Consider the following 12,538-nt stretch of genomic DNA (forward strand, 5'->3'; position numbering starts at 1 on the left):
CGGAGTTCGGTGTCAAGACACATACCGCCGCGGTCACTCGGCGGCGGTCTTGATCTCGACGACTTCAACTTCGTAGGAATAACCGTCGAGCATGCCATAGGCCTGTTCGATGTTCTCGATCTCGGTCTCCGCCTTGCCGATCGCATCGTCGATCGCCTCGCAGCGGGACCGCAGCATGCGTCCCAGCACGTCCGCGTCCGGCTTGCGGCCGATCCGGTCGATATGGTTGCGGATGCGGGCGCGGTGCCGCTCCATCTCGAGGATGTGGAAGCGGGCGTTGACGATCTTGTCGGTGAGCTTGCGGCGCATGGCGGCGACCGGATCGAAACTGCCCGGCTCGCGTTCGTCGAGAATGATCTCGTTGACCAGGGTCTCGAGAATCACCAGGCCCTGCAGGTCCTTGGTATCGGCGAGTTCCGGGTCGTAACCCGTATCGTCATAGACCTTGCGGCGGACGGGATCCGAAAGCAGTTCATAGGATGCCGTCAGTTTTCCAAACGCATCGACGTCGCCGCCGGCATCGGGATGGACCGTTTTCGCGCGTTTGCGATAGGCCGACTTGATGGCAACGCCATCCGCCTCGCGCGAAACACCAAGCATCTCATAAGGGTCGATCACAGTGTCACCTGTTTTCGGCAAATCCGATTTCATTGTCTAACGGCTAAGGCCAGTTGCCTCAACCCCTCGCCCACGGTTATGGCCAATTATGGGCAGGGTCACGCCCCTGCCCGTCTTTCCCACAGACCAGTCCGATCGGGCTATGTTCTGCGACGCGGCCAGGCCAGACGGCGGCCTTCGGCGACGGGAGCCATCAGGAAGCTGACTGCCACGCAGGGCAGAAGCACGAGGAAGGTCGCGACAAGGCTGACATGTTCGGCGATGAAACCGAGCAGCGGCGGGACGCCGATCGTCGATAGCATCAGCGTCAGCGACAGCGCCGCAAGATTTTCCGACGGCTTGCCCTTGCCGAGCGCGATCGTCGTCGAGACCGCCAGCGGAAAGGCAAGCGCCACCCCGCAGCCGATCAGGAAAAGCGCAATACCCGCAAGCGTCAGGTTCGGCGTCGCCACCAGAAGCGTGACCCCGGCCGCGACCGAAACGGCCGAGGCCCTGACCAGGATCCGCGGGCCAAAACCGTCCCGCAGCATGTCGCCCGACAGCCGCGTCAAGCCCATGCCGACGGTGAAGGCGGCATAGAGCATGCCGGCAATCGCCGGATCGGCCTTCAACTGTTCGCGCAGGAAAAAGATGCCCCAATCGTAGATCGCGCCCTCGACGATGCAGAGGCCGAAAACCATTACGCAGATCAGCAGGATCGTCCGGTCGGGAAGCACGTAGGCCGAACCTTTGCGGTCGGGCGGCGTCTCCGGCGCCGGCTCCTTCGGCGTAACCCAGAAGACGAACAGGCAGGCGGCAATGACGAAACCGGTGGCGAGCGTCTGCTGCACGAAGGGCGTCACCGCCTTTTCGGCGAGGAAACCGGAACACAAGGATCCCACCAGCAGCCCGACCGACCAGAAGCCGTGGCTGCGGGACAACACCTTGCGGCCGGTGCGCTGTTCGATGCCGGCGGAGATCATGTTGGCGGCGACGTCGAAAATCGTGCGGAAAAAACCGAACAGAAAAAAGCAGATGACAAAGCCCGTGACCGGCAGGACGGTCAGGGCCGGAGTAAGAAGAGCGCAGATCGGCAAGGTGACCAGCGCCGTCAGCCGCGGCGAGAAACGATCGTTGATGCGGCCGGCGATCGGCAGGGCGAGAAACGTGCCGACCGGAGCGCTGAGCAGGGCCAGCCCCAGCGCCGCCTTGTCGATCCCCATCGAGGCCTGAATGGCCGGCAGCCGGGTAAACAGCGAAATGAACAGGATCGCATTGCTGAAATAGAGCAGAGCGGGCGGCAAAAGGCTTTTCATCGAAATTGCATGTCCGGGCGAATCAAAATTCCCGCCGCATTCCTGACAGCGTCGCCGCCCATCGACAAGCGGCGATAGCGGGACCCTGCCCTGCGCCGCCTGCGGGCGGAATATCGCGAAAATGTGCGGATAACGGCTGCGTCTGCATCGACGCGTCATCACCCTGTCATCCTTCGCATTTCGCCTACCTCGAAGAAAGGCGTTGCGCGGAAAATCTGCAGGCGTCATCTTCTCCTTCAGCCGAAAAGCGCTAGCCTTCTGGTGCTCGCCCCTGGAGAAAGTCCGATGCTCGTTCGATTTGTCGTGCTGTGTCTCGCTCTCTGTTTCTTTACAGCAGCCAAGGCCGAGGATCCGGTCGCCAATCCCCAGGCGGTGATCGCGAGCCAGATCGCCGCGCTGATGCATAACGACGCGGAAAAGGCCTATTCCTTCGCCTCGCCCGGCATTCGCAGCCTCTATCCCAACAAGGACCGGTTTCTGGATATGGTCCGCAAGGCCTACGAGCCGGTCTATCACGCCGGCAACTACGCTTTCGGCCGTTCGAAAATGATCGGCGGCGGCGAAGTGGTGCTGCAGGAGGTGATGATCAGCGCCAAGGAAGGCAAGGACTGGACGGCCATCTACGAGATGCGGCTGATGGACGACGGGTCCTACAAGGTCAACGGTGTGCGGATGATCCGCAACACCGCCAGCCAGGGCATCTGATCGCGAGGCTCCACCAGAGGCCGATCGGACGAGCCGATCAGACCGGGTCGATATCGCCCTTGGCCCAGGCTTCCTGCGTCTCGGCATAAAAATCCGCGAACCGGCCTTCGGCGATCGCCTGGCGGATGCCCTTCATCAGGTCCTGATAATAATTCAGGTTGTTCCAGGAGAGCAGCATGCCGCCGAGTGCCTCGTCGGCGCGCACGAGATGGTGCAGGTAGGCGCGGGAGTAGTCACGCGCGGCCGGGCAGTTCGATTCCTCGTCCAGCGGCCGCATGTCCTCCGCATGGCGGGCATTGCGGATATTGACCTTGCCGCGGCGGGTGAAGGCCAGCCCGTGTCGGCCGGACCTTGTCGGCATGACGCAGTCGAACATGTCGATGCCGCGCGCCACCGATTTCAGCATATCGTCGGGGGTGCCGACGCCCATCAGGTAGCGCGGCTTTTCGAACGGCAGGACGGGAAGCGTCGTCTCCAGCATTTTCAGCATGACATCCTGCGGCTCGCCGACGGCGAGGCCGCCGACCGCATAGCCCTTGAGATCGAGCTGCTTCAGGCCTTCGGCCGAGCGGATGCGCAGGTCTGGTTGGTCGCCGCCCTGGACGATGCCGAACATCGCCTTGCCCGGCTGATCGCCGAAGGCGACGCGGCAGCGTTCGGCCCAGCGCAGCGACAGTTCCATCGCCCGCTCGATCTCCTTCGGTTCGGCGGGCAGCGCCACGCATTCGTCGAGCTGCATCTGGATATCGGAGCCGAGCAGGCCCTGGATCTCGATCGAGCGCTCCGGCGACATATGGTGCAGGCTGCCGTCCACATGGCTCTTGAAGGTGACGCCCTTCTCGTCGAGCTTTCTCAAGCCCGACAGCGACATCACCTGGAAACCGCCGCTATCGGTGAGGATCGGATGTTTCCAGCGGATCAGTTCATGCAGGCCGCCAAGCCGCGCGACGCGCTCGGCGCCCGGCCGCAGCATCAGGTGATAGGTATTGCCGAGAATGATGTCGGCGCCGGTGTCGCGCACCTGGTCGAGATACATGGCCTTAACCGTGCCGACCGTGCCGACCGGCATGAAGGCCGGGGTGCGGATCGTGCCGCGCGGCATGGTGATTTCGCCGAGCCTGGCGCCGCCATCGGTGGCCTTGAGATTGAACTGGAAAGTCTCGGTCATCGGTTGTCCCGGAAAAGCAGGCTGGAATCGCCATAGGAATAGAAGCGGTAGCCGGTTTCGATCGCGTGGGCATAGGCCGACCGCATCGTTTCCAGCCCCGAAAAGGCCGAGACGAGCATGAACAGCGTCGATCGCGGCAGATGGAAATTGGTCATCAGCATGTCGACCGCCTTGAAGCGGTAACCGGGCGTGATGAAGATGCCCGTCGCGCCGCTCCACGGTTTGATCGTGCCGTCATCGGCCGCGGCGCTTTCGATCAGTCTGAGCGAGGTGGTGCCGACGCAGACGATGCGGCCGCCGGCACGCTTCACCGCGTTCAGCCTTGCTGCGGTCTCGGCGCTGACATGACCGATTTCCTGATGCATCTTGTGGTCCGCGGTGTCGTCCGCCTTGACCGGCAGGAACGTGCCCGCCCCGACATGCAAAGTGACGAAATGCCGTTCGATACCGGCGGCATCGAGGGCAGCGAACAGGTCCGGCGTGAAATGCAGACCGGCGGTCGGAGCCGCGACGGCGCCCTCCTCGCGGGCGTAGATGGTTTGGTAGTCCTTTTGATCCTGCGCATCTTCCGGGCGTTTCGCGGCGATATAGGGGGGCAACGGAATATGTCCGACCGCCATGATCGCCTCGTCCAATGCCGGGCCGGAGAGGTCGAAGCGCAGCGTCACTTCCCCGCCTTCGCCCTTGTCTTCCACGGTCGCGGCAAGCGAACCGATCAGGCAGGCATTGCCACTATCACCGAATTCGATCCGGTCGCCGATCTTGATGCGTTTGCCGGGCTTGGCGAAAGCCTTCCAGCGATCCGGCGCGACCCGCATATGCAGCGTCGCGGAAACCTGTTGTCCGCCCGCCCCTTCCCGGTGGCGGACGCCCTCGAGCTGTGCCGGTATGACCTTGGTGTCGTTGAAGACCAGGGCATCGCCCGGTTTCAGGAAAGCCGGCAGATCGGATACACGGTGATCGGCAAGCACCGGCTCGCTTTCCGGCCGAACCACGAGCAGCCGGGCGCTGTCGCGCGGGCTTGCCGGCCTCAGCGCAATGTTTTCTTCCGGCAGATCGAAGTCGAAGAGATCGACGCGCATGGATTTTCCAGAAATAAGAAACCCGCCCCGCCGACAGACGGAGCGGGCCATTCTGTTACGTGAGATCAGACGTCGGCGGCAACGCGGACGGAAACGATCGAGTCCGGATCCTTGACCGGCTCGCCCTTCTTGATCTGGTCGATGAAGTCCATGCCTTCGATGACCTGGCCCCAGACGGTGTACTGCTTGTTCAGCCACGGAGCGTCGGTGAAGCAGATGAAGAACTGCGAATTGGCCGAGTTCGGGCTCTGCGAACGGGCCATGGAGCAGGTGCCGCGCACGTGCGGAACGGCGGAGAATTCAGCCTTCAGGTCCGGCTTCTCGGAGCCGCCCATGCCGGCACGGGCCGGGTTGAAGCTCTCGGAACCCTGCTTGCCGAACTTCACGTCACCGGTCTGGGCCATGAAATCGGGAATGACGCGGTGGAAAACGACGCCGTCATAGGCCTTTTCGCGAGCGAGTTCCTTGATGCGGGCGACGTGGCCCGGCGCGAGGTCTGGCAGAAGCGAGATGACGACCTTGCCCTTGGTGGTTTCCATGATGAGGGTGTTTTCCGGATCCTTGATCTCGGCCATATGCTTTCTCCTTGGTACGGCGCCCGATTGTCATCCGCGACGGGGCGCCCTTCGTTTATTTCCAGCGGCTTTACGTCTTGCCGCTTACTTCTTGCCGACGATGACCTTGATCATCTTGTCGGGGTCGGTGACTTCGCCATTGCCGCCCTGGCCGCGCTTGATCTTGTCGACGAATTCCATGCCCGACACGACCTTGCCGACCACGGTGTACTGGCCGTCCAGGCTTGGATACTTGGTGAACATGATGAAGAATTGCGAGTTTGCGGAATTCGGGTCCTGCGACCGCGCCATGCCGACGATACCGCGCTCGAACGGCACCTTCGAGAATTCGGCGGGAATATTCGGCATTTCGGAGCCGCCCATGCCGGCGCGGGCCGGGTTGAAGCTCTTGCCGCCCTGCTTGCCGAACTGGACGTCGCCGGTCTGGGCCATGAAGCCGTTGATGACGCGATGGAAGACGACATTGTCGTATTCGCCCTTGGCGGCGAGCGCCTTGATCTGGGCCACGTGTTTCGGCGCGACTTCCGGCATCAGCTGGATCACCACCGGGCCGTCCTTCAGCTGAATGGTCAGGATATCATCGGGTGCGGCGAGAGCCGGCAGGATCATCGACGCGAGGGCGAGAGCGCCGGCAACGGCAAGACGAAGCAGTTTCATGGAAAGAACTCCGGGGTTCGAAAACGATCAGCGTTTCAGCTTGTTGTTCAGGGCCTTGAGGACCGCGGCAGGCACGAAGGCGCTGACGTCGCCGCCCATCGCCGCGATCTGCCGGACCAATGTGGCCGTAATGGGCCGCGAGGCGGTGCCCGCCGGCAGGAAAACCGTCTGGATATCCGGCGCCATCTGGCGGTTCATGCCGGCCATCTGCATCTCGTAGTCGAGATCGGTACCGTCGCGCAGACCGCGGATCAGAAGGCTGGCGCCATTGGCACGGGCGGCATCGACCACCAGCTTGTCGAAGGCGACGACGGAGACGTGGCCGGCCCTGCCCGGCAGCGCCTCGGCGAGCGAGGCGCTGATGAGCTCGGCACGCTCTTCGAAGGTGAACATCGGCACCTTGCCCGGATGAATGCCAATCGCGACGATCACCTTGTCGGCGACATTGAGCGCCTGGACGAGCACGTCGAGATGGCCGTGAGTCATCGGATCGAACGAACCGGGATAAAAAGCGGTGGTCATGCCGAGGTCCGGGCCTGTTTCAGCGAAATTTCCTGGCGCCTTTTGTCACGGAAGCCGCCTTACCGCAAGCATCTCCAATTCTGAACGAAATATGAATGGCCCGTTCAAGGGCATTTCAGCGGCGCTGTGGTCTTATGACGATCGTGGCGGGCGCAAGACCCGTCGGTATATCGGGAGAAACGACCAGAAATGCTGGCTTTATTGGTGTTGGGAGCCGTGGTTCTCGCTTTTGCACTGGAAGCCTTCATCGTCGCCTTCGGGCCGGAAGACGCCTGAACGATTTCGAATTCTGAACGCCAGATGAACAGAGCATTCAAGATGGCTTCAGAGCGACAAGGTTAAGTAACCCTCAAAATGCGGTGGAACCTGTTTGCGCGATGCGCGTTCAGGCTAACAAGAAGGACAGATGGCGATGATCGCGAGAAGGAAAACGGTCATGCTCGACAAGATCACCATGATCAACCTGGTCTGGACGGCCATGATTGCGGTGATGCTGACGGCAACAGTAACCCTTTATCAAGATAAATCCCAATTGGCAGATCTGAATTATCCGCAGGTAACGGCTCGTTATAGCGATCTCTCTTACTACTGAGGCGGATACACGGACGAGAAAGGAACCCCATGTTCGTGACGTTGACAGTACTCGCAGGTTTGATCAGCATCATGTTCGTGGCTTCCGTGGCCTCAACGATTTCCGAGCTTAGGCGCGAACGCGCCGACATGAAGGATTTCAGGGATTTCGCGCGCCGCCACAGCGCATTCTGACGAATTGCGCCGCGCTTACGATTTGCGCGCTCTGACGATTTCAAAGTAGCGAACCGCGTTCACGCAGACTTCCCGTCGCAAGCGGTTCAAACAAAAGCCGGAGGATTTTCATCCTCCGGCTTTTTTATTTGCCCACTGCTTGATGGGGGTGCGGCTTATTCAGCCGCCCCCTCGTCCGTCGGTCCGGCGTCCGTCGTCCCGGTCTCCGGGGCAGCGGCTCCGAGATCGCCGGTCTCGCTGACGATTTCCTCCGGCAGGCCGTTGCCGTTTTCATCGTCGCCTTCCGGCTCGCTGATGCGCTCGACCGACACGACCTTCTCGTCCTTGGCCGTCGAAAAGATCGTGACGCCCTTGGTGGCGCGGCTGGCGATGCGGATGCCGTTGACCGGCACGCGGATCAGCACGCCGCCATCGGAGACGAGCATGATCTGGTCGTTGTCCTCGATCGGGAAGGCGGCGACCAGTTCGCCGATCTCCGCGGTCTTTGACGTGTCGGTGGCGCGGATGCCCTTGCCGCCGCGGCCCGAAGTGCGGAAATCGTAGGACGAAGACCGCTTTCCAAAACCCTTTTCGGAGACCGTCAGCACGAACTGTTCGTGTTGCTTGAGATATTCGTAGCGATCGTCGGGAAGCTGTCCCTCTTCGGTGACTTCCTCGCCGACCAGCGCGATATCCTCCTCGTCGACGCCTGCGGCACGCCGTTCGGCCGCCGAGCGCTTGAGATAGGCAGCGCGTTCCCAAGGTTCCGCATCGACATGGCCGACAATCGTCATCGAGATGATACGGTCGCCTTCGCCGAGCGAAATGCCGCGCACGCCGATCGAATTGCGGCCGGCAAACACGCGCACGTCATCGACAGGGAAGCGGATGCACTGGCCGAGCGCAGTCGTCAGCAGCACGTCGTCGCCCGGCTCATTAAGGTCGAGGTTCGGACCCTTGCAGGTCTCGACGGAGAGGATCTCATCGCCCTCCTCCTCCAGCTTCATGGCGATCTTGCCGTTGCGGTTCACCTGCACGAAGTCCGACAGCTTGTTGCGGCGAACGGTGCCGCGGGTCGTCGAGAACATCACGTCCAGGTTCTCCCAGGTCGTTTCGTCCTCGGGCAGCGGCATGATCGTGGTGATGCGTTCGCCGGGCTCCAGCGGCAGCATATTGATCAGCGCCTTGCCGCGGGACTGCGGCGTGCCGATCGGCAGGCGCCAGACCTTTTCCTTGTAGACGATGCCGCGCGAGGAGAAGAACAGAACCGGCGTGTGGGTATTGGCCACGAACAGGCGCGTGACGAAATCCTCGTCGCGCGTCGCCATGCCGGAGCGGCCCTTGCCGCCGCGACGCTGGGCGCGGTAGGTGCCGAGCGTAACGCGCTTGATATAACCGAGATGCGACACGGTAACGACCATGTCCTCGCGGGCGATCAGATCCTCGTCGTCCATTTCAAGGCCGGCGTCGAGGATCTGCGTACGGCGGGGGGTGCCGAATTCGTCACGCACGGCAGCGAGTTCGTCCTTGACGATTGCCTGGATGCGCAGGCGCGACGACAGGATGTCGAGATAATCACTGATCTCGGCGCCGATCTTGTTGAGTTCGTCACCGATTTCATCGCGGCCGAGCGCCGTCAGGCGGGCGAGACGGAGCTCGAGGATGGCGCGGGCCTGTTCCTCGGAAAGATTATAGGTGCCGTCCTCGTTGATACGGTGGCGCGGATCGTCGATCAGGCGGATCAGAGCATCGACGTCCTGAGCCGGCCAACGACGGGTCATCAACTGCTCGCGCGCCGTCTGCGGATCGGGCGCGCGGCGGATCAGGAGAATGATCTCGTCGATATTGGCGACCGCGATCGCCAGGCCCACCAGGACGTGGGCGCGTTCGCGAGCCTTGCGCAGCAGGTACTTCGTGCGCCGGCTAACCACTTCCTCGCGGAAGGACACGAAGGCGCGCAGCATGTCGAGCAGTGCGAGCTGTTCCGGCTTGCCGCCGTTCAGCGCCACCATGTTGCAGCCGAAGGAGGTCTGCAGCGGCGTGTAGCGATAAAGCTGATTAAGGATTACATCCGCATTGGCATCGCGCTTCAGCTCGATGACGACGCGGTAACCCTGGCGGTCGGATTCGTCGCGCAGGTCGGAAATGCCTTCGATGCGCTTTTCGCGCACCAGCTCGCCGATCTTCTCGACCATCGTCGCCTTGTTCACCTGAAAGGGAACCTCGGTAATGATGATCTGCTCGCGATCGCCGCGCATCGGCTCGATCGCCGCGACACCGCGCATAATGACCGAGCCGCGACCGGTCTCGTAGGCGGAACGGATGCCGGCCCGCCCGAGGATGAGGGCGCCTGTCGGAAAATCCGGACCGGGAATGATTTCCATCATGTCCGGCAGCTCGATCGCCGGGTTGTCGATCAGGGCGATGCAGCCGTTGATCACTTCCGACAGATTGTGCGGCGGAATATTGGTTGCCATGCCGACGGCGATGCCGCCTGCGCCGTTGACCAAAAGGTTCGGGAATTTCGCCGGCACCACGACAGGCTCGGACAGCGTGCCGTCGTAGTTGTCGCGGAAATCGACGGTTTCCTTGTCGAGATCGTCGAGCAGCGCGTGAGCCGCTTTCTCGAGACGGCACTCGGTGTAACGTTCGGCCGCCGGCGGGTCGCCGTCGATCGAGCCGAAATTGCCCTGCCCATCGATCAGCGGCAGGCGGAGCGACCAATCCTGCGCCATGCGCGCCAGCGCGTCATAGATCGCCGAGTTGCCGTGCGGATGGAACTTACCCATCACGTCCCCGGTGACGCGGGCGCATTTGACGTATTTCTTGTTCCAGTCGATGCCGAGTTCCGACATGCCGTAGAGGATGCGCCGGTGGACCGGCTTCAGTCCGTCACGGACGTCAGGAAGGGCGCGGCTGACGATGACGCTCATGGCGTAATCGAGGTAGGACCGCTGCATCTCTTCCATGATGGAAATGGGTTCGATGCCTGGAGGCAGCTTTCCGCCGCCGGGTGTGCTTTGCTCAGTCAAATCGGATCACGATCTCTGTTCGGAATCAGTTTCTTTTTTATAGCGGAAAGCGGTTCCGAGCGCCAATTTCCACCGTGGTTTTGAACAGCTTTTGCGGCTTTAACGCAGCTTTTGAACGGGGTCGGAACAGGCCGCGACGTGGATGGAGTGGGCTTTCTTTCGCTGTCAGCCTGTCCTAACAATCTTCCGATGCGACTGCAAGGATCGCGGTCTGACAGGGAGAGGATATGGCGACCCCAGATATGCTGGTCAATGCCCTGACCACGATGCTCGTGACACTCGATCCGCCCGGGCTGGCGCCGGTCTTTCTGGGGCTGACCGTCGGCATGACCGCCGTCCAGCGCCGCCAGGTCGCCTTCCGCGGATCGCTGATCGCCTTCGGCATCCTTGCCGTCTTCGCGCTGTTCGGCTCCAGCGTGCTGGGTCTGCTCGGCATCTCGATCGGCGCCTTCCGCATCGCCGGCGGCCTGCTGCTCTTCTGGATCTCCTTCGAAATGGTGTTCGAGAGACGCCAGGAGCGGAAGGAAAAGACATCCCAGGCGGCGATCACCATCGACCATATCCACAATATCGCGGTGTTTCCGCTGGCGTTGCCGCTGATTGCCGGACCGGGCGCGATCTCCGCCACCGTCCTGCTTTCCGGCACCCTGCCCGGTGCCCTCGACCGCGCGCTGCTGATCGGCGTCATCGCGCTGATCATGCTGCTCGTCTACGCGACGCTTTTGATCGCCGAGCGGCTCGACCGTTTTCTCGGCGTCACCGGAAGGGCGATCCTCACCCGTCTGCTCGGCGTCATCCTCGCGGCGCTTTCCGTCCAGTTCGTCGTCGACGGCGTGCGCTCGGCCTTCAATCTCTAGCCTCCGTACCGACGCACGTCCCACTTAGGTAAGACGTGGGCGACAGAACGGAATTTTCTGCTAGAACGCGATCAAAGCCCACCTCGATCGAAAGTTTTTATGATGCGCCGCCTGTTGCGCCGGCTCCTGCCGGAAGCCACCCCCGTCAGCCCCAGAGAAAGAATGCGTGCGGCACTTGGCGCGCTCGCGGGAATTCTGGTGACGGGACTGCTGGGAAGCCTGGCTCTGAAGGCGGATGCGACCCTTCCAGCACTGGTTGCGCCGATGGGGGCTTCCGCCGTGCTGCTGTTTGCCGTGCCTTCCAGCCCGCTTGCGCAGCCCTGGTCGATCCTAGGGGGCAATATTGTCGCGGCCCTGGTCGGGGTGACCGCGGCTCTTTTGATAAGCGACCCGTTCCTGGCGGCGGCTGTGGCGATCGCGGTCGCCATCGCCGCGATGATGACGCTCCGGTGCCTGCATCCCCCGAGCGGCGCGATCGCGCTCACCGCCGTGCTCGGCGGGCCGACGATCCACGCACTCGGATATGGATTCGTGATCTGGCCGGTGGCCGGCAATTCGCTGGTCCTGCTTATGATCGCGCTGATTTTCAACAATCTGACCGGACGTCGTTACCCGCACGCGCACAAGCCGGCGACGGCCGACCACGGCACGACCGATCCCGCCTCGATCCAGCGTATCGGTTTTGCCTCCGCCGACCTCGACGACGTGCTGAAAGAATATGACGAGTTCCTGGATATCGATCGCGACGACCTCGAAACGATCCTGCGGCGGACGGAACTGCGTTCCTACCGGCGGCGCGCCGGCCACCTCGATTGCGCCAGCATCATGTCACGCGATGTGGTGGCAGTGGCCCCGGACAATTCGCTGAAGGAAGCGCACGACCTGATGCGCGTTCACCATTTCAAAGCCCTGCCCGTCACCAACGACAGGGCGGAAGTGGTCGGCATCGTCACCCAGACCGATTTCCTCGACAAGGCATACTGGACGAAAGGTCGGCCGAAGATCGGATTTTCCCAGCGCCTGCGCCTCGTTCTGTCGGGCGCCAGCGCGCCGAACGACACGGTCAAGGACATCATGACGACCCCGGTCAAAACGGTTGGCCCGGACACACCGATCGCCGACGCCATCGTCATCTTCGCCGAAGAAGGATTGCACTACCTGCCGGTAACCCGGGAGAACAACAAGCTGGTCGGGATCCTGTCCCAATCGGACGCGCTGGTCGCGATGCTCGCCGACAAGGCGGCCGCCTGATCAACAATTCAGGCAGCCGCCCGTTTCAGAAA

At 62.2% G+C, this 12,538-nt stretch carries 13 protein-coding genes; 5 read left to right on the forward strand and 8 right to left on the reverse strand.

What is annotated here, in order from left to right:
• Positions 1-33: 33 nt before the first annotated feature.
• Positions 34-618 (reverse strand): J domain-containing protein, encoded by a 585-nt coding sequence (locus J2X76_RS19340; protein WP_162732345.1) that lies wholly within the window; start codon positions 616-618, stop codon positions 34-36.
• Positions 619-758: 140 nt separating this feature from the next.
• A complete protein-coding gene (locus J2X76_RS19345; protein ID WP_310218919.1) occupies positions 759-1,913 on the reverse strand; it encodes an MFS transporter in 1,155 nt (384 codons plus the stop codon).
• Between the two features lie 285 nt (positions 1,914-2,198).
• On the opposite strand from J2X76_RS19345, the gene J2X76_RS19350 reads away from it, so the two are divergent.
• Positions 2,199-2,618, forward strand: coding sequence for a DUF4864 domain-containing protein (locus tag J2X76_RS19350; RefSeq protein WP_310218920.1), 420 nt, complete (start codon positions 2,199-2,201; stop codon positions 2,616-2,618).
• Positions 2,619-2,655: 37 nt separating this feature from the next.
• Here the strand turns inward: J2X76_RS19350 and tgt are convergent, their stop codons facing one another.
• From tgt to coaD, 5 genes are all read right to left on the reverse strand, one after another.
• The gene (gene tgt / locus J2X76_RS19355; protein ID WP_113129659.1) at positions 2,656-3,786 is read right to left on the reverse strand and encodes a tRNA guanosine(34) transglycosylase Tgt; all 1,131 of its coding nucleotides are present in this window, start codon (positions 3,784-3,786) and stop codon (positions 2,656-2,658) included.
• Positions 3,783-4,868, reverse strand: a complete 1,086-nt coding sequence (gene queA / locus J2X76_RS19360) for a tRNA preQ1(34) S-adenosylmethionine ribosyltransferase-isomerase QueA (RefSeq protein ID WP_310218921.1) — start codon at positions 4,866-4,868, stop codon at positions 3,783-3,785. Before queA ends, tgt begins: the two co-directional genes overlap by 4 nt.
• A 65-nt stretch (positions 4,869-4,933) precedes the next feature.
• Complete coding sequence (locus tag J2X76_RS19365; protein WP_310218922.1) at positions 4,934-5,443, reverse strand: peptidylprolyl isomerase; 510 nt, start codon at positions 5,441-5,443, stop codon at positions 4,934-4,936.
• A gap of 84 nt (positions 5,444-5,527) precedes the next feature.
• Positions 5,528-6,100: a peptidylprolyl isomerase gene (locus tag J2X76_RS19370; protein ID WP_310218923.1), complete on the reverse strand. Its 573-nt coding sequence runs from the start codon at positions 6,098-6,100 to the stop codon at positions 5,528-5,530.
• A gap of 27 nt (positions 6,101-6,127) precedes the next feature.
• Complete coding sequence (gene coaD, locus J2X76_RS19375; protein WP_113129655.1) at positions 6,128-6,622, reverse strand: pantetheine-phosphate adenylyltransferase; 495 nt, start codon at positions 6,620-6,622, stop codon at positions 6,128-6,130.
• Positions 6,623-7,058: 436 nt separating this feature from the next.
• On the opposite strand from coaD, the gene J2X76_RS19380 reads away from it, so the two are divergent.
• Together J2X76_RS19380 and J2X76_RS19385 are read left to right on the forward strand one after the other, a co-directional pair.
• A complete protein-coding gene (locus tag J2X76_RS19380) occupies positions 7,059-7,214 on the forward strand; it encodes a hypothetical protein (protein ID WP_162732337.1) in 156 nt (51 codons plus the stop codon).
• 29 nt (positions 7,215-7,243) lie between these two features.
• A complete protein-coding gene (locus J2X76_RS19385) occupies positions 7,244-7,387 on the forward strand; it encodes a hypothetical protein (RefSeq protein ID WP_162894745.1) in 144 nt (47 codons plus the stop codon).
• Between the two features lie 155 nt (positions 7,388-7,542).
• Here J2X76_RS19385 and gyrA read toward each other — a convergent pair whose 3' ends face one another.
• A complete protein-coding gene (gene gyrA, locus J2X76_RS19390; RefSeq protein ID WP_310218925.1) occupies positions 7,543-10,398 on the reverse strand; it encodes a DNA gyrase subunit A in 2,856 nt (951 codons plus the stop codon).
• A 227-nt stretch (positions 10,399-10,625) separates the two neighbouring features.
• On the opposite strand from gyrA, the gene J2X76_RS19395 reads away from it, so the two are divergent.
• Together J2X76_RS19395 and J2X76_RS19400 are read left to right on the forward strand one after the other, a co-directional pair.
• Entirely contained in the window at positions 10,626-11,255 is a 630-nt protein-coding gene (locus J2X76_RS19395) for a MarC family protein (RefSeq protein WP_113129653.1), read from the forward strand.
• Between the two features lie 102 nt (positions 11,256-11,357).
• On the forward strand, positions 11,358-12,506 hold the full coding sequence (locus tag J2X76_RS19400) for an HPP family protein (protein WP_113129689.1): 1,149 nt from the start codon (positions 11,358-11,360) through the stop codon (positions 12,504-12,506).
• Positions 12,507-12,538: the final 32 nt, after the last annotated feature.

The sequence above is a fragment of the Neorhizobium sp. 2083 genome (genome assembly GCF_031455615.1).
GTDB lineage: Bacteria > Pseudomonadota > Alphaproteobacteria > Rhizobiales > Rhizobiaceae > Neorhizobium.